Here is a 19,673-nt window from a genome sequence, read left to right as displayed (position 1 = left end):
GTCACACTCCTAGAATAGTACCCATATTGGACAGGGGCTCCGCTAAAGCATCCAGATTCTGGCTTAGTTTACGCACTTCATCTTCCTTCAGCGTTTCGTAGGAAACGTAGCCGTCCCCGGATTTAAAAGGCGCCAGCTCGGCCAGCAGCGCATCGAACCGTTCGCCGATCGTTTGCGCAAGCGAAGGATCTTTTTTGGTCAGCTCAGGCTTCAGCAGCTCATAAATCTTCTGCGCCCCTTCCACATTAGCCACAAAATCATACAGGTCCGTATGGGAGTAACGCTCTTCCTCGCCTGTTACCTTAGAAGAAGAAACCTCGTTCAGCAGCTCAACGGCCCCGGTAACAAGCAGGCTCTCGTTGATGTCCACGGTTTCGACCTTGGCGCGAAGCAACTGCGCATCCTTGAGCAGCTGATCGGCTGTCCCGGTCATCCCGTCTGTAGAGTTTTTCTGCCAGAGGGCTTGCTCGATTTTATGGAAGCCGCGCCATTCAGCCGGGTCCACATCATTTTCACGGGCATCGATATTCGGGTCCAGATCTCCAAGCGCCTCAGCGATCGGTTCGATCCGTTCGTAATACATGCGGGCTGGAGCGTATAGAGCTTTGGCATCTTCGAGCTTGCCGGTCTTGACGGCAGTGGTAAAAGCTTCTGTCTGCTTCACAAACTCGTCGCATTGTTCAATAACATAAGCGCGATATTGCTCAATGGCAGCGGTGAAGTCGGCCGCCGGAGCAGAAGCATCAGGAGCCGCGGCATTAGTTACAGCGCCTGCAGTAGCGGCTGCTTCATTTCCTGAATGATTTCCAATATTATTGCTGTTATTGTCATTGCCGCAGCCGGCGAACAGTATGGAGGCTGCAAGCAGGCCCGCAGGAAACGCATAACTGAACTTCACTAAGAACACCCCTTTTTATATATGCAAATGATAATCGTTATCACTATTGCTGGATTTATCATAATTGCCTGCCCGTAGACTGTCAACATAAAAATGTGATTTACTTCACTGACATATCACTGGGCCAAAGCATTACACAAATAGGGCCAAATGAAACAAGCGGAGGGAGGCTTAGACTAGAAGCAAAAAGGGGGATATGTGACCGACATAAACGCAGGCAGTTCGTATTCGTAAGCGAAAGTGAAAGTGTAAGGTGAGAATAAGTGTGCAAAGGTAAGTGTTAGGTCAAGAGGAAAGTAGACTGTAGTGAGTGAAAAGGAAGTGTTGCGGGTGTTGTCAAAACAATATAAAAAGATACGCCCTTTGGTTGTTCCGTAGTCACCGAGCGTATCTTATTGTTTCGCGCACTAACAGAGCGGAGACTCGCCTTGCATACCAGTGCAATCAGCTATTAAACAAATTGATCATAGACAATGTTTTAGGTGCAAATGCTGCTTGTGTATTTGCCATTACGATTACCATCATTAACAAAGCAAGAACAACCGTGGCACTACCAAAAACAAAGCAGGCTTTTTCTTTAAATCTCCATTTTGAATCATTTGATTTAGCCCTTCTTACTAATGCGTTCCAAATATACACACTAAGTCCCGCAAATAGTATCAACAATATTCCACTAACAATGGCTTTTGTAGTATGAAACTCAATGCGCTTATTAAACCTTTCCTGAATGATAGACGGGATATTTTCATTACCTGATTGTATCCATTCAGTAAATGCATAACGTAATTCGTCCTTATATGTTTCTCCAGAGGATATTTTAAACGAAAAATCAAGCAATGAAAATCCATGCAACGGATTCAAGGTATTTGTCAGATTGGCTACAACAATCAAGATCATAAATAAAGCAACGCTACTACTCGAAAACCCGAAAACAAAGTAGGCTTTTCTTTCAAAGCCCCATTTTAGCCTGCTGATCTTAGGTGAGCTTTTAAATCTGGTCCAAAAAATTATACTAAGCCATGCAAATATGAGTACCAGACATCCGCCAACCATAGCGAGTACAGCATGAAACTTAGCGTAATCACTAATAAGTGCATTCACGGCGGGGTTAGATTGTGAGCCTGATTCAATGATCTCACTTAACGTACGTTGTAACTCGTCATTCATTTTAGATGCCTCCGAAATTTGATTTCTACTTGGTACTCTGTTGTGCCGATAACCAATTGCATGAGTAAAAGTCCCACGAATTTAACCGCAGGCGGGGTTTAATATATTTATTTTGAAGTATAGCAATTGCTCCATCCAGATCAGAACCAGCTTAAGTCTAGTCTTCTTCCCAGACCTAAGCCCTGTAAGGATTGGCATATTTTGAACCATCAGCAAACGGCGGCGTCGATCCGAATGTGAAGACAGCCGAGTAACTCGCTTTTTTCTCCACTTGCTCGGAAGCTGCGATGCGCGACTCCCATTCATTTGAGGCTCTTCTCTCGCCTTAGAATACTCATCCTTCGTTTGGCTTCGGTGGAGAATTATCTCATAGCGAATTTACGATTCGAAGGTGGAGACAGTCTGATGTTTTCATTTGTAAGTTCAAGTGTAAGTGGAACGGAGTACGAAGTAGGTAAACTGAAATATATGAGAAGAGGGAAGAGGCGTTGAAGACCATGGGGCCACGGCAGACAGGAGTAATTAATGAAGGGTTCAAAGACAGCTATGCCTTAAAGCTCATTGCAGTTTATGCAATAGAATAACTTATTTCGGCGCTTCCAAAAGCTTCTATTGCAGTTTGTACAACAGATTTCAGAGAAACAGCCTTAAATCACTCTTTTTGGCGAGATCTATTGCACATAGTGCAGCAGAATCGAAATTAACCCCCGTTTGGGAGCAGATCTGTTGCAGAAAATGCAATCAAAGTCACCCAAGTCACTCAGAGAGGAAGCGCAGCTGCCCGCATTTTGTCCCCGTGCCGATTTTTCGGTTTACAGTAGTCCGCATATGTAAACGATGCGGTTATTACCCGCCAGCGATGCTCCAAGACTGCGAACTTCCGCCCTTATACCGTGGACCGCTCGATAATCCGGTAATCCAGCTTGCGCGTAACCGGAAGGCTGCTGCCGTTAATCTGCTCATGTATGATCCCGAAGGCGGCTTCGCCCATCTGATAGAGCTGATTGTCGATCGTCGTGATCCCGAGCAGCCGTCCGATCGGCTGGTTGTCAAATCCCATTACCGCGAGGTCCTCCGGGATTTTCAGGCCGTGTTTGCGGGCTTCGATAATCAGGCCTGCGGCGATATGATCCCCTGAGATCATCATGGCCTCAGGCCGGCCTGACCTATCCGGGTTATCCAGCAGCCGCCGGGCCACTTCCGCACCATCCTCTTCACGCATACAGTCAAAGATCATCCATTCCGGGTCAAAGAGCAGCCCTTTTTCAGCAAGGAAGTCCTGGAAAGCGTTCTGGCGGATGGAGGCACTGCTGCCGTTCTGACGGCCTTCGCAATAACCGATTCTGCGGTGTCCTTTGCCGTACAGATACTCCAGGCCATGGCGAAAAGCGGCATAATGCTCAATATATACAGAAGAGAATTGGCGCTCTCCGCTATTCTGGCAGGTTACAACCGGTCCGTAAATTGTATAGGATTCGATGACTTCCGGCTTCAGAGCGGTGGAAACAATGATTACCCCGTCAATTTCCTTGTTGCGCAGCATGTCCAGTACCTTTAGCTCTTCTTCAGGGACATAGTTGGTCTGGCACAGAATCAGCCGGTACTGCGCGGCCAGCGCTGCCTGAGCCAGCCCGTCCATCACCACCGAGAAATAAAAAGAATTGATGTACGGCAATATCACCGCCACCGCCCCGGTACGGCCAGTGATCAGATGGACAGCGTTCATATTGCGTGTATAATTCAGCTGCTCTATGGTTTCCAGCACAGCAGTTCTTTTGTCCTTGCTTACATAAGGATGATTGTTCAGCACACGTGATACAGTCGTTACGGAAACCCCGGCAATGCGGGCAATTTCTTTGATGTTGGCCATTGGCGCTGCCTCCTGGGATCAGAGATATAGTGCTTTTATTTTAGCACATTGCACGCCGGCGGCCCTCCGAATAAAAAACTTGCTATGGAATCCATTTCATAAACTACACTTAAGCTGCAACAGCATTACCGGACCAAACCGGCGTGACCGCAAGGGCGTGACGGACCGGTATATGTAACCTATAACGGGTGGGCTTCCTGATGCGAAGGGAAGCGCAGCCGTTTCTGCTTGTTTACTGTCTGGAGGTCATAGGCATCTAGGGTTGTTTTACGTTAAAGAAAGCGCACCGCCCATTTTAAAGCTGTGATCGCACCATTAATCTCCCCGATACATAATATGGTTTTGACTGTATCCCTTTACCTTGTTATACCAAACAAACCCAGGGCAAGGAGGGGTGACACCATTGAAAGGGAACGAACATCACAGCAAATTTCTCTTGACGCACCGTGAGCGCGAAGTATTCGAGCTTCTTGTGCAGGACAAAACAACACGGGATATTGCCGGATTGTTATTCATCAGCGAAAAAACCGTCCGCAACCACATCTCCAACGTCATGCAAAAACTAAACGTCAAAGGCCGTTCGCAAGCGGTTGTCGAGCTGATTAAGCTTGGGGAGCTAAAAATCTAGCTCCTTGCTTCTGAAGCGACGCGTTTATGCCTTCTTTTATCCTTTGGGATGAAGGGAGGTTTTTTGTTGGGGCAGTTCACCCGGGGGCTGTTCCCAATTCAGGTCTACATAGTGGCTAAAAAAACCGCGCAGACCGGAAGTTCTCCGGCTTACGCGGCTTTATGCTCAAGGTATTATAAGAGTAATTGATCTCGTTAGTAGTTGGTTAGTGGTATTTCACTGATTTGATGCGTGCTTCTTCCTGATAGGTGAGCGGGCTAGGTGTTGGCGGAGTGTGCAGATGGCGCTCTGCCGAATATTCGATTTTCCAGTAGTCCTCTTCCTCTGAGGTCATCCACGGCTGCCACATTCCCGCTACCCAATTCTTAAGTTCCTTCAGTCCAGCCAGCATTTCTTCCATCCTCCTTGGGCGATGAAATCTATTGTTCACAGCTCCTTTGGTTACGCTTTCATTATAACACAATAAAATGATTTTAAAAGGTGTGTCCGCCTGAAAAAGACATAAATATGTGAATTATTTGCGTAGATAAAGGGGTTTGTTTCTGGCCGGAAGATATATGTCTCCTGGATGGAGACGATTTTGAGATCTCCGAAGTGTCGTTCAAGAGTAACGCCGGGAAGGTGGACTAAACCGGCTTGTCCCCAAAAAAGCGGCTGCCTACAAAGGCAGCCCCATGGATAAGATATGCAGAAAGATTATTTAATCCGCTTCAAAGCGGCTTCCTGATCGATGGATCGTCTGGACAGCAAATCAAGTGTTACGTCATGTCCGCGCAGCGTTTCCTCAATGCGCTCGATGGTGTCACGGGTAGCAATTACCTCAGCGTTCACTTCTGATACAGCTTGCTGAATCAACGGAATCAGCCGGGTATCCTCTTTGATGCTGGCAATTTCGGTTTTCATCTCGTTGATCTCAGTTCTTATTTCACTAATCTCTGATTTCATGCCGCTGATCTCTGATTTCATGCCGCTGATCTCTGATTTCATCTCACTGAACTCAGTTCTCATCTCATTCAAATCCGTCTGTACGCCTGTTAAAGCAGTTAGTATCTGTTGAAGAACGGGGTCACTCATCGTCACAGCTCCTCAGCTATTGAATAAATTATCGATGGATGATGGATGCGGGAGAGGGGACTTCATCGGTGTAATTTTGATTTATTATAGCACAGATCAAGGTGGACAAAAATTGTTAAAATGATGAATTCGCAGCCCGCTGGAAGTGAGCGGATAATATGCAATTTTGACTGGTTTTTTACACTAACTTCAACGAAGTCAACAATGGCGATGTAATCCTGAAGTTCCATTTCTGGAACGGTGAAATTCTGAATTATAAAATTACGAAGAATGGAACATGTGTTACCGGTGTAACGATGTAGTGAATGAAATCAACTAAAGCGAGAGCCTTCTTTCATCCTTCGGGAGGAAAGCGGGCTTTTTTGCTGACTGACAGGTGTTTCCGGCTAATATCCAAGGGGAATGTGGGAATACTACCAAAAACTTATGGTAAAGGCGGGTTAATCTTATGGATGCCAACCCACAAAATGCTCCTATGCTGCGGCATATTCTTGATGAGTTTGACCAATGTGCGGATTTGATCTTCCGCTCCTTTCCGGAAATACGGACTGATATTGTCTACTTCACCAGCATAGTGGACCAAAAACTGTTTACAGATGAGATTCTGGCGCCCTTTGCCCAGGTTCAGCTTGATGAGTTGGAGCAGTTATTCCAACAATCACAATTTACGCGGGTAACAGAATCTAAAACTGTGGTTGCGGGAATCCTGGCGGGCAGCGCCGCCATTTTTCACGAAAAAAATGTCTATTTGCTCGATATCTATGGCCCGAAAACGCGGGCTGTACAGCAATCCGAAACCGAAACCATTATTTCCGGCCCCCATGACGCTTTTGTGGAATGCGCCATGACAAATATTTCGCTGATACGCCAAAGAATCAAAAGCTCGCATCTGAAAATTAAGGAGTATTCTGTCGGAGAAATCACCAAGACCAGTGTGTATGTCCTTTATATTAAAGATATCGCCAATATGAAATATGTCGGGGAACTGGAGAAACGGATTAAACGGATCGAAATAGATGCTGTTAATGATGGGGGGATGCTGACCCAGTTTCTGGAGGACCGTCCTAATTCGGTTTTTCCGCAATTTCTGACTACAGAAAGGCCCGATGTGGCTGTATCCAAGCTGACAGCCGGCCGGATTATCACACTGATTGACAACAGTCCGACCGCATTTGCCGCACCCTCCGCTTTTTTGAATTCTTCTCCTCACCGGATGATTACTATCAGCGCTGGGCTTTGGGAACGGCACTCCGGCTGTTAAGATATCTCGCTTTGCTGATTACGATTTCGTTCACAGCATTTTATGTATCCGTGACTACCTTTCATTACGAAATGATCCCCGAAGCACTGCTTCGGACACTGGCTGAATCGCGGAACAGAGTGCCTTTTCCACCGGTTTACGAGGCGCTGCTTATGGAAACCATGATTGAGCTTCTGCGGGAAGCAGGCGCCCGTCTTCCAACCAAAATTGGGCAAACCATCGGGATTGTAGGGGGGATTGTCATTGGACAAGCTGCCGTTCAGGCGGGGTTGACCAGTAATGTCCTGATTATTGCTGTAGCCTCTTCTGCAATCGCCTCTTTTGTAATTCCCAGCTATATGATGAGCGCCTCGATCCGGCTGGTTCGCTTTGGCATTATCATACTGGCTGGTATCTGGGGAAATATAGGGATAGCCATGGGGGTTGCCCTGATTGTAACGCATATTTCCAGCCTCACAAGCCTGGGTTCCTCTTATTTAATCCCGGTTGCGCCGATGGCGCCAGGGGATTGGAAGGATATTTTTATCCGTGCGCCGTTCACCTTTTTAACCCGGAGGCCTTCCCAGTCCCAATCGCCTAATCCAATCAAGCAGATCAAAAGAAAGTAGGCGTCAGAAATTTTATGATGGAGAAGCTCAGCCCCTTTCATGTTGGCATCCTGGTGTATATGAGCCAAATCGGGATCATTGTCTTCACCCTGCCGCGCCAGCTGGCTGATTATTTCGGCACAAACGGATGGCTGGTTCTGCTGCCGGGTCTGCTGCTGACGTCTTTCAATATTTATTTGATCACGCTGGTGCACCGGCTGGGAGGCGGAAAGTCGGTTTTTGAAATCATGGAGCGGTCCGTCCCCAAAGCTGTACTGTATCCTGTCTATCTTGGACTGTGTTCTGTCTGGCTGCTCTTCGGCTGTATGATCGGTAAAAAATATGTGCTTTTATTTCAAATGCTTGCTTTCCCAACGACCAATCCGATGGTATTCAAGATGGCTCTAGATGTCCTGCTTTTTCTGCTGCTTATTAAAGGGATCTTTACGATATCCAAAGTGGCAACCTTCTTCTTTTGGATGACATTCTGGATGTACTTTATCTTTCTCTGGTTTCTCCCTTCCTTCAATTGGGTCCGCCTGACACCCTTTATTTTGCAGGGAGGCCATGACCAGATCAAAGGAGCCTTCGATCTATATTCTGCTTACCTTGGCTACGAGTTATCTATCCTTCTGTTTCCTTATATGGATAAAAGCAAAAAATCGCTGGCTGCCATTTATGCAGGAAATGCTTTTTTATCTCTGGTTTACATTTGTTTGTCCCTTATATGTTTTGGTTTTTTCAGCTTTGGACAGTTGAAAAAGCTGCTGTTTCCGCTATTGGATATGCTGGCCTATATCCAGTTTCCATTCGTTGAGCGTCTGGAAAATATGCTTTACGGGTTTTTCCTCTTTTTGATACTGATCACAGCGGCAATGTATTGGTGGGGGGCTATGGAGGCAATGAGAAGAATGATTCCCAAGTTAAAAATTCCGGTCATGGCGTTTCTGTTGACGGTCATCTCCTACTGCATCTCTTATATCCCGAAGACCTTGGATCAGGTGAATAACTGGATTCTCCATCTGGGATACGCTGTCACCGGGATTGCTTTTGGTCTGCCTGTACTATTGATAGCGCTGCTGCTCCTTCAAGGAAGGAGGGTATCCCGTGTATAGGCGGCTGTCTGCTGTACTCCTGATGCTGCTGTTGACCGGCTGCAGTAGCGATCAGAGGATTCTTGAGAAGCTGGGACTGGTGCAAACCGCCAGTTACGACCTGGCGGAGAATCATCAGCTGAAAACGACCTACTCTATTCCGGTTATTGATCCAGAATCGTCGGAACGCAGACTGCTGCTGACAGCAGTAACCGACAGCCTCAAAGAAGCGAGGGTGCGGTTATCGAAACAAATTGATCTTCGCCTGGTCAGCGGCCAGTTAAGAAGTGTTCTGTTCGGATCAGAGCTGGCCAAGGAAGGGCTTGCGGATCATATTGATACGCTTTTACGCGATCCATCTATTGCTCTTGGGGTCCAAGTGGCCATAGTGGATGGAGATGCAGGTAAATTGCTGTCCAAACCCTTTAAGCCCAATAAGGATACAGGAACATATGTTAATCATTTGCTGGAAAAAGAGAGCTCTTCCGACGCCATTCCACCAACTACACTTTATGCGTTCACCAGGGAATATCACGATGATGGAATTGATCCGATTGCTCCGATTGTAAAGGATGAAGGGAACAGAGCCGGCATTTCCGGGATTGCTTTTTTTCAGGATGACCGCTTCGTGATGAAAATTCCGGCCAAAGATGGAATTATCTTTGCCCTGCTCCGGGGGGACATCAAACAAGGAGAATTGTCTGCTAAATTAGGTGAACGAAATGGCAGAAAAGTGGTGGTCATGTTCAGCTCTATGCTGAATAAGCGGAAGGTGAGTGTGCAGCATCTCGGAGACAATCGCTTCAAGTTTATTATTGCTAATTCCATCCAAGGCTCGGTGCTTGAATATACCGGACATGGGGATCTTTCACAGAGTAAAAAACGTCATGAATTGGAAGGAGATGTCGCCGAATATATCAGGGACAAGGCTCAGGAAATGGTAAGGCAGCTGCAGCAGAACAATGTGGACAGCATTGGCATCGGACAATATGTAAGAAACAGCCTTACCTATAAGGCATGGAAAAGTCTCGATTGGAGAAAAGTATATCCCGGGGTTGAAGTGGAGTGCCGAGTAAAAGTGACAATTAAGGACTACGGTAAATACATGTAGCCGGTTAGCCTTTGCTTCGAGAAGGAAGGGCAAGACGGGATGCATCACGCGGCGGCACTGCGACGCATCCATCCAACCTATGGTGTACCTGTCTGTTAATCACACCCGCTTTTTATACACTCTCATAGCAAAGCAATAGGCTACGAGTGAAATCCCGACGCACCAGGCGAGAGCGACCCATATATCATTGCCCACCGGCTGACCTGACAGCAGCGCACGAATGGCTTCTACGATTGAGGTCACCGGCTGGTTTTCGGCAAAAATACGGACGGCAGACGGCATCGACTCGGTCGGCACAAATGCCGAGCTGATAAACGGCAGGAAGATAAGCGGATAGGAAAACGCGCTTGCACCTTCCACCGATTTTGCGGATAGTCCGGCAATCGCCGCGACCCAGGTCAAAGCCAGCGTAAACAGCACGAGTATACCGGCCACGGCAAGCCAGGACAGTATCCCCGCCGACGAGCGAAAGCCCATAATGAGCGCTACGAGAATAATGACGACAACAGAAATGACGTTGGATACCACCGAGGTCAGCACATGCCCCCACAGCACGGTGGAACGCGCAATCGGCATGGAGTGGAACCGTTCAATGATGCCCCGTTGCTTATCCAAAAACAGGCGGTAAGCCGTATAGGATATACCGCTTGCAATCGCAATCAGCAGGATACCGGGCAACAGGTAGTTCACATAGTTATCCGTATCGGTTTGGATGGCTCCGCCGAGCACATAGACGAACAGCAGCATCAACGCAATCGGTGTGATGCAGACCGTGACGATGGTGTCCATGCTTCGCAAAATATGGCGCATGGAACGTCCAAGCATCACACTCATGTCGCTGAAAAAATGGTTTTTTGTTGTTTCCATTTAAACGGCCTCCTTTTTGCCGATGATTGCGAGGAAAATTTCTTCCAGTGTCGGTTGTTTTTCAACATACTCCACCTTTGCGGATGGAAACAGCTTTTTCAGTTCTGCGAGCGTGCCGCTGGCGATAATCCTGCCCTCGTGCAGAATGGCAATCCGGTCGGCAAGCTGCTCGGCTTCCTCTAAATACTGCGTGGTCAGGAATACCGTAGTGCCGCCGTCCGCAAGCTCCTTTACAATCTTCCAAGCCTCAATGCGCGCCTCGGGGTCAAGCCCGGTGGTTGGCTCATCGAGGAAAATAAGCTGCGGTTTTCCTACAAGGCTCATGGCGATATCAAGCCTGCGGCGCATACCGCCCGAATAAGCAGATGCCTTACGGTCGGCAGCGTCCGTTAAGCCGAAGCGTTTCAGCAAATCGTCCGCAACTTGAAGCGGATGATTAAGATGCCGCAGCTTGGCAATCATGATCAGGTTTTCCCGCCCGGTCAAAACCTCATCCACGGCGGCAAACTGCCCGGTCAGACTGATCGACTGCCGCACATCGCCAGGCCTCGCTGCAACGTCGAATCCGTTTACGCTGACGGTTCCGCTGTCCGGTTTGAGCAGCGTAGAGAGGATTTTGACAACCGTCGTCTTGCCCGCGCCGTTGGAGCCGAGCAGGGCGAAAATACTGCCCTTTTCCACCTCGAAGTCTACACCCTTCAGGACATGAAGCTGCTTGTAGGACTTTTGCAGTCCTTTTACTTGAATTGATTTGGTTTGCATCTTCTTTCCCCTCCCTTAAATAACTGTAACTTTTGACAAGTCTGCTTCCATGCCCTTGAGTGCGGCATAGGTCAGTTTATCCATCATCGCGCCGTCGAAGCAGACGGTCTTGATGGCGCGGTAATACTTCTTGGACAGGTTAGACGTTGGGAAAGACACATTTTTCAGCGTTGCACCTTTAAACGAAACCTCGTTCAGCGCTGCCTTGTCAAACTTGACGCCGAGAAAGGTCAGCCCGTCCAGACACAGACCCGACAGGTTGGAAGACTTAAAGTCCACGCCGTCGAAAATACAGTGCTCAAAGATTGTTTTGCTCAGGTCGCACATGGTTAGGTTGACGTCGGTCAGCTTTACATCGATGAATTTGGCCCCGGCGAGCCACGACTTGCTGAAATTGGTACGCACAAGGATGGATTGACGGAAGCTTGCACCCGCCAGATCAAGAGCAAAGAAGTTGCAGTCTGTCAGATTTGCGCCGTCAAAATGGGCTTCACGCACATCGCTGGCCTTGAACGAGCTGCCCGTCAGGTCCGCACCGGAAAAGTCGGAGCCAAGCAACGCGCTCCCTTCAAATTTTCCCTTGTGGGCGGTAACACCTGCGAAGTCGCTCTTTGACAGGTTACCCGAGCTGAAGTTTGTCACCACCTGCCGTTCCAGGGAACGGGAGAGATTGGCGACCTCCTGTACCGTCTGCTCAATATCTCCGATGCTGCTGATGGTCATCTCAAACGCTGTTTCATCGTCCTTGCCCTCGGCTTTGAGTTCACGAAAGCGCTCCTGCAAATCGGAGAGCAGATCGGCCTTTAGTTCGGTGGCGCTTTTCACCCCATCGTAGGGTGCAAAAACGCCATTCAAATAGCTGGTCAATTTCTCGTACATAATATCAACTCTCCCTATAATAAGTTTTCGAGCACGCGCTTTGCGTATTCCCAGTTGCTTTTGTTGCGGGCATAAGCCGCCTTACCCTTTTCGGTAATCCTAAAATATTTACGCCGTCCACCCTGAGATTCATCGCCCCAATACCATTCGATATCACCGTCCGCCTCAAGCCGCCGGACGCTGGAGTACATCGTGGCTTCCTTTAATTCATACTCACCGTCCGAACGCTCGGCAATCAGCTTGACGATCTCGTACCCGTAGCGGTCAGCTTCGGATAAGAGCCGTAAAATCATCGTATCGGTATGTCCGCGCAGCAGGTCGGATGTAATTTTATTCTCGCTCATATCATCACCTCCGCATCTGTATAATACGACACAGTACCTTGACTGTCAAGGTAATATTTTAAATACAATACTTTGTTGGGTTGCACAGCCGGGCAGCAGGAATCAGAACCCTTCTTCGAAAAGAAACTTTATAGTTGATAATCATTATCAATAATGATAAGATGCCAATATAGTTTACTGGTTAACAAAAAACTACTTAGTGAATGGAGCGCCATAACCTATGGAATCTGCAGATGCGGTCAAACAGCAGGTGTATGAACAGTTCATTCGATTTCTGCACGTCTATGAATCTTTTTCGGATACAGAAATTGATCATTTTCTCAGCATTGCCGAAAGGGAGCGGATCGAGAACTTTCCGCACAATATTACTGCTGTGCATGTGATCGATTGTATCGGGCGTCATGAGCCCATCAACAGCACAGCTATTGCCGGGAAGATGGAGCTGTCCAAAGCCAGCATCACCAAGATCGGCGGCAAACTGCTCGGGGATGGACTCGTGGAGCGAATGCAATTGAATGACAACAAAAAGGAAAGCTATTTCCGGCTGACCCCGCAGGGGAAGAAGATATTTGATCTCCATGAACGGATTCATGCGAATGAAGCAGAGCGGCTTAACTGTTTTTTGGGCAAATACTCAGCTGGAGAATTGAAGATTATTGGCAGTTTCCTTAAGGATTACAGCGCGGAGTTGGAATTGCGAATATCCGGGGGAACCGCAAAAAGATGAACCTGGGAGCGTGGGAATCATGAGTCTGGCTGAATTGATCAGAGGACGGCGGACGATCCGCAGCTTTAATCAGACGCCTGTCGCCCGGGAGCTGGTGGCCGAACTGCTGCAGCAGGCAGCAGGCTTGTATCCTAATGCCGAAGATGCCGTCTGGCGCTGTATTTATGCCGGTACCCCCGAGTCGCGCAAACGGCTGGCTGATTACATGATGGAGCATATGGCCGGGAGCAGGCTGGGCAAATGGATGCCGGGCAAGATGATCGAGCTGTTCAAAAAAAGATTTGCCGATATTCCCGGCCATGTAGTCGTTATTGCAGGCACTGGCCCTGACCGGCAGGCAAGCGACCGGAATTATGCGGCGGTCTGCAGCATCCTGCAGAATTTCCAGCTGCTGGGCTGGGAGCGCCAGCTAGGCATGTTATGGGATACGGAGCCGATGATGCAGAGCGAGGGTTTTTACGAACGTCTCGGCATCCGTGAGAATGAGCGGTTTGTAGGCGTTCTTCATCTGGGGTACTACAATAAGGCCCCCAGGGGCCGCTCAAGGACACCGGCCGAGAAGAAATGGACGGTCTATGCAGGCAGCCAGAGCTTGAAATAGGAGGGATCATATGACTTTATTCAATTTCCGCCCGGAGCTGCGCGGCTCCGGCTCCTTTTCCGGACAGTCAGTACCCCGGCAGCTGGTGCTGGAGCTGCTGAATGATGCGGTATGGGCGCCGAATGACGGGCTAAGAGAGCCTTGGAGATTCATCTATGCTGACAATGACAGCAGCGGCAGGCTGTCCGGCTTGCAGGAACCTGCTCCGGCATACCTTATTGTGGTCATGAAGGAAGAGAGTGACTCATACAAGCGGGATGAGGATTTCGCTGCGGTCTGCTGCCTGATGCAGAACTTCGAATTGCTTGCCTGTGAGCGCAAGCTGGGGGTAAGGCGGACGATGAATGACTGGATATATGACCGGAAGCAGATGAATGCTTTTGGCGTGCAGGACAAGGAACGCATTGCTGCTGTTCTTGAAATAGGTTTTTGGGATGGAGATCCCGGAGCAACGCCTTCTCCACAAAGGGCTGAGGTGAAGTTCGATCTGCTCTAAATGCTGGAACACAGTGAGAATCTGCAGCTATCCCCGGCCTGGAAAGGCAGGGGATAGCTTTTTGTCATGGAGAAATCCGGGAAATTATTTCAATTTATAAATATACAAAATAGGGCAATGGGTGTAGAATTGCATTACTTGAGCTTTTCGGGGGACAGGCAAAGTACATAAGTCTCGCAAAAACAGATTTGTCAGGAAGGCCGGAACCGGGTGCCTCTTGGTCTGAGGGCGCGTCTCTTCTTGCATGTCCTTATGTGAATAAATTCGCATATGCGGATGTATATTGCCAGGCGGACCTCCAGGAGGAAAAGAAGCTCAGAACCCAATCAACAAGAAGATGGAGGCTACTCGAGAACCATGGAGAGAAGAAACTGGAAACACTTAATGATGCTGTTCATGCTGGTCGCTGCGATGAGTATGGTGGCGGTGGGCTGCGGCTCAAATACGAATAATGCAGGCGCGCCTGCTACAGGAAATGCCGCTGGAAACGCACCGGCTGCAAGTGATGCACCCGCTGAAGCGGCGGCACTGACACTGGGACTTTTACCTTCGATTGATGCGATTCCATTCATTATTGCCCACGAGCAGGGCTTCGACAAAAAGCATAACGTGAATCTGGAGATTCAGACGTTCAAGAGCGCCAAAGACCGTGATGTGGCCTTCCAGGCCGGTAAAGTGGATGGAATCAGCGCGGATTTGGTCGCAATTTCGATCTATAATGAAGCGGGGCTGGATGTCAAGATCACCAGTACCACCACTGGCGAGTTCGATCTGTTGACCGGAAATGACGGAGTCCAGGGGGTGAAGGACCTTAAGGGCAAGACGGTAATTCTGTCCAAAAACACTTCAACCCAATATACGGTGGCAATGATGCTGAAGCAGGCAGGCCTGACGGAAGAGGATATAAAGGTGACCGAGGTGCCTCAAATTCCAACCCGTCTGGAACTGCTGAAAAACCAAAAAGCGGATGCTGCTGTATTGCCGGAGCCTTATGTCACTATGGGCAAAGCGTCAGGCCTGCGCGTGCTCAGCTCTACCAAGACTGCCGGAATAAATCCGTTTGTGCTGGCCTTTCCGCAAAGCGTAATTGACGCCAAAGGCCAAGCTATTCAGGATATGTATGCCGCCTATGATGAAGCGGTAGCTTATATGAAATCACACGACCAATCCGAATATATCGATCTGATTATCAAGGAGGTCGGTTACCCGGATACCCTGAAGGATCAGATCACAGTGCCGGAGTATCTGCCGGCGAATCAGGTGGACGTGAAGGAAGTGGAAGCGGCATTTGCCTGGGCCCGGGAAAAAGGCCTGCTGACCAAAAATATACCGGCCGAAGAAGTGATCTCCGATGTCCAGTTTAAGAAATAGCGGACTGAGCATCAAAGCGCTTCAAGTGGAATATAAAAGCGGACAAAAGGCTCTCGGGCAGGTCGATTTAACCTTGCCCGAGCATGGCATATACACGATTATCGGGCCCTCCGGCAGCGGGAAATCCACGCTGCTGCGCGCGGTGGCAGGCCTTCTGCCGGAGTATGAGGGTGAACTGCTGTTCAACGGAAAATCCGTGCATGACCAGGGAACGCTGATCGGGCTGGTTCCGCAGAATTACGGACTGCTGCCCTGGAAAACGGTCCGCGATAACATCCGGGTGGCTATGAAGATTACCCGCCCGGATGGAGGGAGCAGGGAAGCCATGGAAGCGGAAATTACCCATTGGCTGCAGTCAATGGGGATTGCTGAGCTCGCCGGCCGCTACCCGCTCTCCCTGAGCGGAGGGCAGCAGCAGCGGGTGGCGATCGCCCGGGCTTTTGCCATTCAGCCGGCGATCCTGCTGCTGGATGAGCCGTTCTCCGCGCTGGATGCCATTACCCGCGAAGCGCTGCAGCAGATTTTCCTGGATAATTGGCTGACACATCCGGCTGCTGCGCTGTTTGTCACCCATGATGTGGAAGAGGCGATTCTGCTGGGGCAAAAAATCGTTGTGATGCCATCAGCCAAAGAGGATACCCCTGAGGTCCTCGACAACGCATCTGTCTTTGCCATGAAACATGCGGAGAAGCGGGACAGTGATGAGTTTTTTGAGCAGAGCAAACGGATCAGAAAGGTAATGCTTGCGAAATGGTGAAAAAACGGCGTTTTCCACACCTGCTGCGGCTGTTGTTTGTCTTTTTGGGCATGAACCTGGTCTGGTACATTGCCTATCTGCTGATGCATCATCCGATTCTGCCCAGCCCCGGAGCAGTCTATGAGGCGATGTTCCATCTGGGAGCCAAGGAAGTGGCCCTGAATGTCGGATACAGCCTGCTGCGGATCTTCGAAGGCGTGCTGCTGGCCTTGCTGATCGGTCTGCTGATTGGTCTCTTGATGGGCCGTTCCCCGCTGTGGAACCGGCTGTTGGACCCGGTAGTTTACCTCACCTATCCGATTCCGAAGATTGCGCTGCTGCCGGTGGTTATGCTCTTCTTCGGTCTGGGGGAAACCTCCAAAGTGCTGATGATTATGCTGATTCTGCTGTTCCAGGTCATCATTTCCGTGCGCGACGGGGTCAAGGCGATCCCCGAGAGCACCTATGATGTCCTGACCAGTATCGGCGCAAGCACAGGACAGAAATTCTGGAATGTGACCCTGCCCGGGGCATTGTCAGTCATTCTCAGCACGATCCGGATCTCGCTCGGAACCGCGATATCCGTTTTATTTTTCACTGAAATTTACGGGACGGAGCACGGGATGGGCTTTTTCATCATGGATGCCTGGCTGCGGCTGGACTATCCGGAAATGTATGCGGGCATTATGCTGTTCAGCCTGGTCGGTTTTGTACTGTTCCTGTTGGTGGATGTTATGGATTACAAATTTATGAAATGGCGGCGTTAATAAGTTCTTCACAACTGTGGGTTATGCTGTATACACAGAAGGAGGAGAACAAATTGAAAAAAATCTGGTTAGGTATCATCGCATTGGTATTGGTTATGGGAATCGGGACAAGTGTTTATGCGGCGGAAGCAGACAATGGACAAAGCTGGTTCGAGAACATGCTTCCTTTTGCCAAAAAGATGCACCCGGATCTGACTGACAGTCAGATCAAAGATATGGTGAACAATTGCCACAGCAAGCAAGGCACCGGCAAGGGTGGAATGATGGACAGCACATCTGTCCGCGGAAGTATGATGAATTTCTAAATTAAAGAAAATGAAGATGGACTTCCGGACAAGGACGGGGTCTGTCTTTTTATATATGGAAGGGATGGTCATGTGTGGGTACTTCAACCATTTTGCTGGTGGACGATGAGAAGGATATTCTTCAGGTGATCAGGGCTTATCTGGAGAAAAGCAATTATATCGTATACGAGGCTGAGACGGGAACCAGCGCGCTGCAGCTTTTTGAGCAGATGAAGCCTGATCTGGTGGTGCTTGATCTCATGCTGCCGGACATAGCCGGCGAAGAGGTCTGCCGGTTGATCCGCAGCAGCTCAAATACTCCCATTCTTATGCTTACCGCGAAAAGCAGTGAGGATGATCTGGTGAACGGCCTGCTGACAGGCGCAGATGATTATATTACCAAACCTTTCAGTCCACGGGAACTGCTGGCCCGGATAACCAGCCTGCTCCGGAGAACGCGGCTCCAGTTGAACCGGGAGCAAGGGAGTCCCCGGAGCTTTGGAGGCGGCAGCCTGTCCATTGATGCCGAGCGGCATGAGGTCAAAGTGGAAGGTGCACTAATTGCTCTGACCCCTCTTGAATTCAAGCTGCTGGAGTGCCTGAGCGGGAATCCCAAACGGGTTTTCAGCCGTTATGAGCTGGTGAACCTGATCCAGGGGGATGACTTCGACGGCTTTGAGCGGACGATTGATGTGCATATCAAGAATCTGCGGCAAAAAATCGGCGATGATTCCAGGCGGCCCCGATATATTGCCACTGTGTTCGGGGTGGGGTATAAATTTTTGGTGAACCGGGATGAATAGAGGCGGACTAGGGAACAAACTGCTGCTGTCCCATTTGGGGGTTGCTCTAAGCTCCCTGCTGATCATCTTATTTCTGGTAAATCTGGTCATGAGCTTTTCCTTTGGAAGGTATGTTGAGAGCCGGCAGCGGACAGAGGCCGGGTTCCTGCTGGCCGATCTGGAACAGGCTTATGATTCCTCTGATTCATGGAATCGGGACATGTTGATGGGGGTGGCCCATCAGGCCATGCTGCGGAATTATTCGATACGCCTCTTTGATGCGGCGGGGAAGCTCGTCTGGGATACGGGAAACATGGGTATGCCGATGTCAGCGGCTGCTCCGGATGAGGCTGCGACCCGTTATGCGGTGCAGAAGGAAGGAGTGAATGTGGGCACACTCGAAATCCGGGGGAATGGCGGAGCGGAGCAGGCGCAGAACCGGGATTTTTTGCAGAGGTTCAACAGACTGTCATGGGGCGCGCTGCTGCTGGTGCTGGGCGGGGCGTATCTGTACAGCCGATATATGGCCAAAGGGCTCAGCCGGCCACTCGTGCGCATCAAGGGAATAGCAATGAAGATGAGAGAAGGGGATTTGACGGAACGGGTTCCACTGCCGGCCAGAACACACACGGAAATCGATGAGGTCGGCCAGGCCCTTAATTATCTCGCTGATACCCTACAGCAGCAGGAGAAGCTGAGGAAGAATCTTACGGCGGATGTAGCGCATGAATTGCGTACTCCTCTGACCACAGTCCAGAGCTATATTGAGGCATTTCAGGATGGCGTCTGGAAAGCCACGCCTGACAGGCTCCAGATTTGCCATGCACAAATCATGCGCCTGGTTCAGCTTATCGGTGATCTAGAGCAGTTGAACGCTGCGGAGAACCCGATGATCCAGCTGCGTCATGAAAGGCTGTGCCTGAGTGACGTGATCAGGGATTCCATTCATTCGGTTGCCGGCAGGCCGGAGCTGGAGAAGGTAGTCTTGACACTGAAGGAGGACAAGGAACACTGGATCAGCGGAGACTATGAGCGCCTGGTCCAGGTGTTCGTGAATCTTTTGAATAACGCGCTGAAATTTACCAAAGAAGGACAAGTAGAAATCAGCTTTATAGAAGAACCTTCCGGGATTACTGTGAGGATTGCCGATACAGGGGCGGGAATTGCTGCGGACGAATTGCCATTTATCTTTGAGCGGTTCTACCGTGGAGAGAAATCGCGCAGCCGTAAAACCGGAGGAGCAGGCATTGGCCTGGCGGTCGTAAAAGCCATTGTCGAAGCCCATGGAGGACAAATAACAGTTACAAGCACTTTGGGGGCAGGCTCGGAATTCCAAGTACATCTGCCTAATTGAATATCTGTTGCCG

General features: G+C 49.5%; 22 protein-coding genes and 1 pseudogene. 14 read left to right on the top strand and 9 right to left on the bottom strand.

Going from position 1 to position 19,673, the window contains the following annotated elements:
- Position 1: 1 nt before the first annotated feature.
- From efeO to JI735_RS02785, 3 genes are all read right to left on the bottom strand, one after another.
- A complete protein-coding gene (efeO, locus tag JI735_RS02795; RefSeq protein WP_039834937.1) occupies positions 2-898 on the bottom strand; it encodes an iron uptake system protein EfeO in 897 nt (298 codons plus the stop codon).
- A 444-nt stretch (positions 899-1,342) separates the two neighbouring features.
- A complete protein-coding gene (locus JI735_RS02790; RefSeq protein WP_039834938.1) occupies positions 1,343-2,065 on the bottom strand; it encodes a hypothetical protein in 723 nt (240 codons plus the stop codon).
- Between the two features lie 886 nt (positions 2,066-2,951).
- Positions 2,952-3,935, bottom strand: coding sequence for a LacI family DNA-binding transcriptional regulator (locus JI735_RS02785; protein WP_039834939.1), 984 nt, complete (start codon positions 3,933-3,935; stop codon positions 2,952-2,954).
- A 403-nt stretch (positions 3,936-4,338) separates the two neighbouring features.
- Here JI735_RS02785 and JI735_RS02780 point away from each other — a divergent pair, with 403 nt between their 5' ends.
- Positions 4,339-4,563, top strand: a complete 225-nt coding sequence (locus tag JI735_RS02780) for a helix-turn-helix domain-containing protein (RefSeq protein WP_019908812.1) — start codon at positions 4,339-4,341, stop codon at positions 4,561-4,563.
- Between the two features lie 205 nt (positions 4,564-4,768).
- On the opposite strand, the gene JI735_RS02775 is transcribed toward JI735_RS02780, so the two are convergent.
- The gene (locus JI735_RS02775) at positions 4,769-4,954 is read right to left on the bottom strand and encodes a hypothetical protein (RefSeq protein WP_020428607.1); all 186 of its coding nucleotides are present in this window, start codon (positions 4,952-4,954) and stop codon (positions 4,769-4,771) included.
- Positions 4,955-5,259: 305 nt separating this feature from the next.
- On the bottom strand, positions 5,260-5,637 hold the full coding sequence (locus tag JI735_RS02770; RefSeq protein ID WP_039834940.1) for a Dor-1 like family protein: 378 nt from the start codon (positions 5,635-5,637) through the stop codon (positions 5,260-5,262).
- A 170-nt stretch (positions 5,638-5,807) separates the two neighbouring features.
- Between JI735_RS02770 and JI735_RS02765 the strand changes: the two genes are divergently transcribed.
- From JI735_RS02765 to JI735_RS02750, 4 genes and pseudogenes are all read left to right on the top strand, one after another.
- Entirely contained in the window at positions 5,808-5,939 is a 132-nt protein-coding gene (locus tag JI735_RS02765; protein WP_408638033.1) for a hypothetical protein, read from the top strand.
- 146 nt (positions 5,940-6,085) lie between these two features.
- Positions 6,086-7,506: pseudogene (locus JI735_RS37685) on the top strand (spore germination protein).
- 14 nt (positions 7,507-7,520) lie between these two features.
- Entirely contained in the window at positions 7,521-8,600 is a 1,080-nt protein-coding gene (locus JI735_RS02755) for a GerAB/ArcD/ProY family transporter (RefSeq protein WP_039834942.1), read from the top strand.
- A complete protein-coding gene (locus JI735_RS02750) occupies positions 8,593-9,690 on the top strand; it encodes a Ger(x)C family spore germination protein (protein ID WP_051051722.1) in 1,098 nt (365 codons plus the stop codon). The genes JI735_RS02755 and JI735_RS02750 overlap by 8 nt, the downstream gene beginning before the upstream one ends.
- 99 nt (positions 9,691-9,789) lie before the next feature.
- Here the strand turns inward: JI735_RS02750 and JI735_RS02745 are convergent, their stop codons facing one another.
- Genes JI735_RS02745 through JI735_RS02730 form a run of 4 tightly spaced genes read right to left on the bottom strand, consistent with a single transcriptional unit; the run spans position 9,790 to position 12,542 of the window.
- Positions 9,790-10,557: an ABC transporter permease gene (locus JI735_RS02745; protein ID WP_039834943.1), complete on the bottom strand. Its 768-nt coding sequence runs from the start codon at positions 10,555-10,557 to the stop codon at positions 9,790-9,792.
- Complete coding sequence (locus JI735_RS02740) at positions 10,558-11,319, bottom strand: ABC transporter ATP-binding protein (RefSeq protein WP_039834944.1); 762 nt, start codon at positions 11,317-11,319, stop codon at positions 10,558-10,560.
- 15 nt (positions 11,320-11,334) lie between these two features.
- Complete coding sequence (locus JI735_RS02735; protein ID WP_039834945.1) at positions 11,335-12,198, bottom strand: pentapeptide repeat-containing protein; 864 nt, start codon at positions 12,196-12,198, stop codon at positions 11,335-11,337.
- A 14-nt stretch (positions 12,199-12,212) separates the two neighbouring features.
- Positions 12,213-12,542: a PadR family transcriptional regulator gene (locus JI735_RS02730; protein WP_020428594.1), complete on the bottom strand. Its 330-nt coding sequence runs from the start codon at positions 12,540-12,542 to the stop codon at positions 12,213-12,215.
- 220 nt (positions 12,543-12,762) lie between these two features.
- Here JI735_RS02730 and JI735_RS02725 point away from each other — a divergent pair, with 220 nt between their 5' ends.
- The 9 genes from JI735_RS02725 to JI735_RS02685 all read left to right on the top strand — a co-directional run bounded on the left by JI735_RS02725 (position 12,763) and on the right by JI735_RS02685 (position 19,660).
- Positions 12,763-13,269 (top strand): MarR family transcriptional regulator, encoded by a 507-nt coding sequence (locus JI735_RS02725; RefSeq protein ID WP_039834946.1) that lies wholly within the window; start codon positions 12,763-12,765, stop codon positions 13,267-13,269.
- 19 nt (positions 13,270-13,288) lie between these two features.
- Entirely contained in the window at positions 13,289-13,870 is a 582-nt protein-coding gene (locus JI735_RS02720; RefSeq protein WP_039834947.1) for a nitroreductase family protein, read from the top strand.
- A gap of 10 nt (positions 13,871-13,880) precedes the next feature.
- Positions 13,881-14,366: a nitroreductase family protein gene (locus JI735_RS02715; RefSeq protein ID WP_051051723.1), complete on the top strand. Its 486-nt coding sequence runs from the start codon at positions 13,881-13,883 to the stop codon at positions 14,364-14,366.
- Between the two features lie 357 nt (positions 14,367-14,723).
- The gene (locus tag JI735_RS02710) at positions 14,724-15,737 is read left to right on the top strand and encodes an ABC transporter substrate-binding protein (protein WP_039834948.1); all 1,014 of its coding nucleotides are present in this window, start codon (positions 14,724-14,726) and stop codon (positions 15,735-15,737) included.
- A complete protein-coding gene (locus JI735_RS02705; RefSeq protein ID WP_202677025.1) occupies positions 15,718-16,494 on the top strand; it encodes an ABC transporter ATP-binding protein in 777 nt (258 codons plus the stop codon). Before JI735_RS02710 ends, JI735_RS02705 begins: the two co-directional genes overlap by 20 nt.
- Positions 16,488-17,240 (top strand): ABC transporter permease, encoded by a 753-nt coding sequence (locus JI735_RS02700; RefSeq protein ID WP_039834953.1) that lies wholly within the window; start codon positions 16,488-16,490, stop codon positions 17,238-17,240. The genes JI735_RS02705 and JI735_RS02700 overlap by 7 nt, the downstream gene beginning before the upstream one ends.
- A gap of 53 nt (positions 17,241-17,293) precedes the next feature.
- Complete coding sequence (locus tag JI735_RS02695; RefSeq protein WP_039834954.1) at positions 17,294-17,545, top strand: hypothetical protein; 252 nt, start codon at positions 17,294-17,296, stop codon at positions 17,543-17,545.
- Positions 17,546-17,619: 74 nt separating this feature from the next.
- Positions 17,620-18,327 (top strand): response regulator transcription factor, encoded by a 708-nt coding sequence (locus tag JI735_RS02690; protein WP_039834955.1) that lies wholly within the window; start codon positions 17,620-17,622, stop codon positions 18,325-18,327.
- The gene (locus JI735_RS02685; protein WP_202677021.1) at positions 18,320-19,660 is read left to right on the top strand and encodes a sensor histidine kinase; all 1,341 of its coding nucleotides are present in this window, start codon (positions 18,320-18,322) and stop codon (positions 19,658-19,660) included. The genes JI735_RS02690 and JI735_RS02685 overlap by 8 nt, the downstream gene beginning before the upstream one ends.
- Positions 19,661-19,673: the final 13 nt, after the last annotated feature.

It is taken from the genome of Paenibacillus sonchi, from assembly GCF_016772475.1.
Classification (GTDB): domain Bacteria; phylum Bacillota; class Bacilli; order Paenibacillales; family Paenibacillaceae; genus Paenibacillus_AQ; species Paenibacillus_AQ sonchi.
This window is presented reverse-complemented; position numbering and strand designations above follow the sequence as displayed.

Coding starts and splice junctions, on each gene's coding strand:
- JI735_RS02790 (WP_039834938.1), bottom strand. CDS start 2,065: ATGAATGACGAGTTACAACGTACGTTAAGTGAGATCATTGAATCAGGC.
- JI735_RS02785 (WP_039834939.1), bottom strand. CDS start 3,935: ATGGCCAACATCAAAGAAATTGCCCGCATTGCCGGGGTTTCCGTAACG.
- JI735_RS02775 (WP_020428607.1), bottom strand. CDS start 4,954: ATGCTGGCTGGACTGAAGGAACTTAAGAATTGGGTAGCGGGAATGTGG.
- JI735_RS02770 (WP_039834940.1), bottom strand. CDS start 5,637: ATGAGTGACCCCGTTCTTCAACAGATACTAACTGCTTTAACAGGCGTA.
- JI735_RS02755 (WP_039834942.1), top strand. CDS start 7,521: ATGATGGAGAAGCTCAGCCCCTTTCATGTTGGCATCCTGGTGTATATG.
- JI735_RS02745 (WP_039834943.1), bottom strand. CDS start 10,557: ATGGAAACAACAAAAAACCATTTTTTCAGCGACATGAGTGTGATGCTT.
- JI735_RS02740 (WP_039834944.1), bottom strand. CDS start 11,319: ATGCAAACCAAATCAATTCAAGTAAAAGGACTGCAAAAGTCCTACAAG.
- JI735_RS02735 (WP_039834945.1), bottom strand. CDS start 12,198: ATGTACGAGAAATTGACCAGCTATTTGAATGGCGTTTTTGCACCCTAC.
- JI735_RS02730 (WP_020428594.1), bottom strand. CDS start 12,542: ATGAGCGAGAATAAAATTACATCCGACCTGCTGCGCGGACATACCGAT.
- JI735_RS02725 (WP_039834946.1), top strand. CDS start 12,763: ATGGAATCTGCAGATGCGGTCAAACAGCAGGTGTATGAACAGTTCATT.
- JI735_RS02720 (WP_039834947.1), top strand. CDS start 13,289: ATGAGTCTGGCTGAATTGATCAGAGGACGGCGGACGATCCGCAGCTTT.
- JI735_RS02715 (WP_051051723.1), top strand. CDS start 13,881: ATGACTTTATTCAATTTCCGCCCGGAGCTGCGCGGCTCCGGCTCCTTT.
- JI735_RS02710 (WP_039834948.1), top strand. CDS start 14,724: ATGGAGAGAAGAAACTGGAAACACTTAATGATGCTGTTCATGCTGGTC.
- JI735_RS02705 (WP_202677025.1), top strand. CDS start 15,718: ATGTCCAGTTTAAGAAATAGCGGACTGAGCATCAAAGCGCTTCAAGTG.
- JI735_RS02700 (WP_039834953.1), top strand. CDS start 16,488: ATGGTGAAAAAACGGCGTTTTCCACACCTGCTGCGGCTGTTGTTTGTC.
- JI735_RS02685 (WP_202677021.1), top strand. CDS start 18,320: ATGAATAGAGGCGGACTAGGGAACAAACTGCTGCTGTCCCATTTGGGG.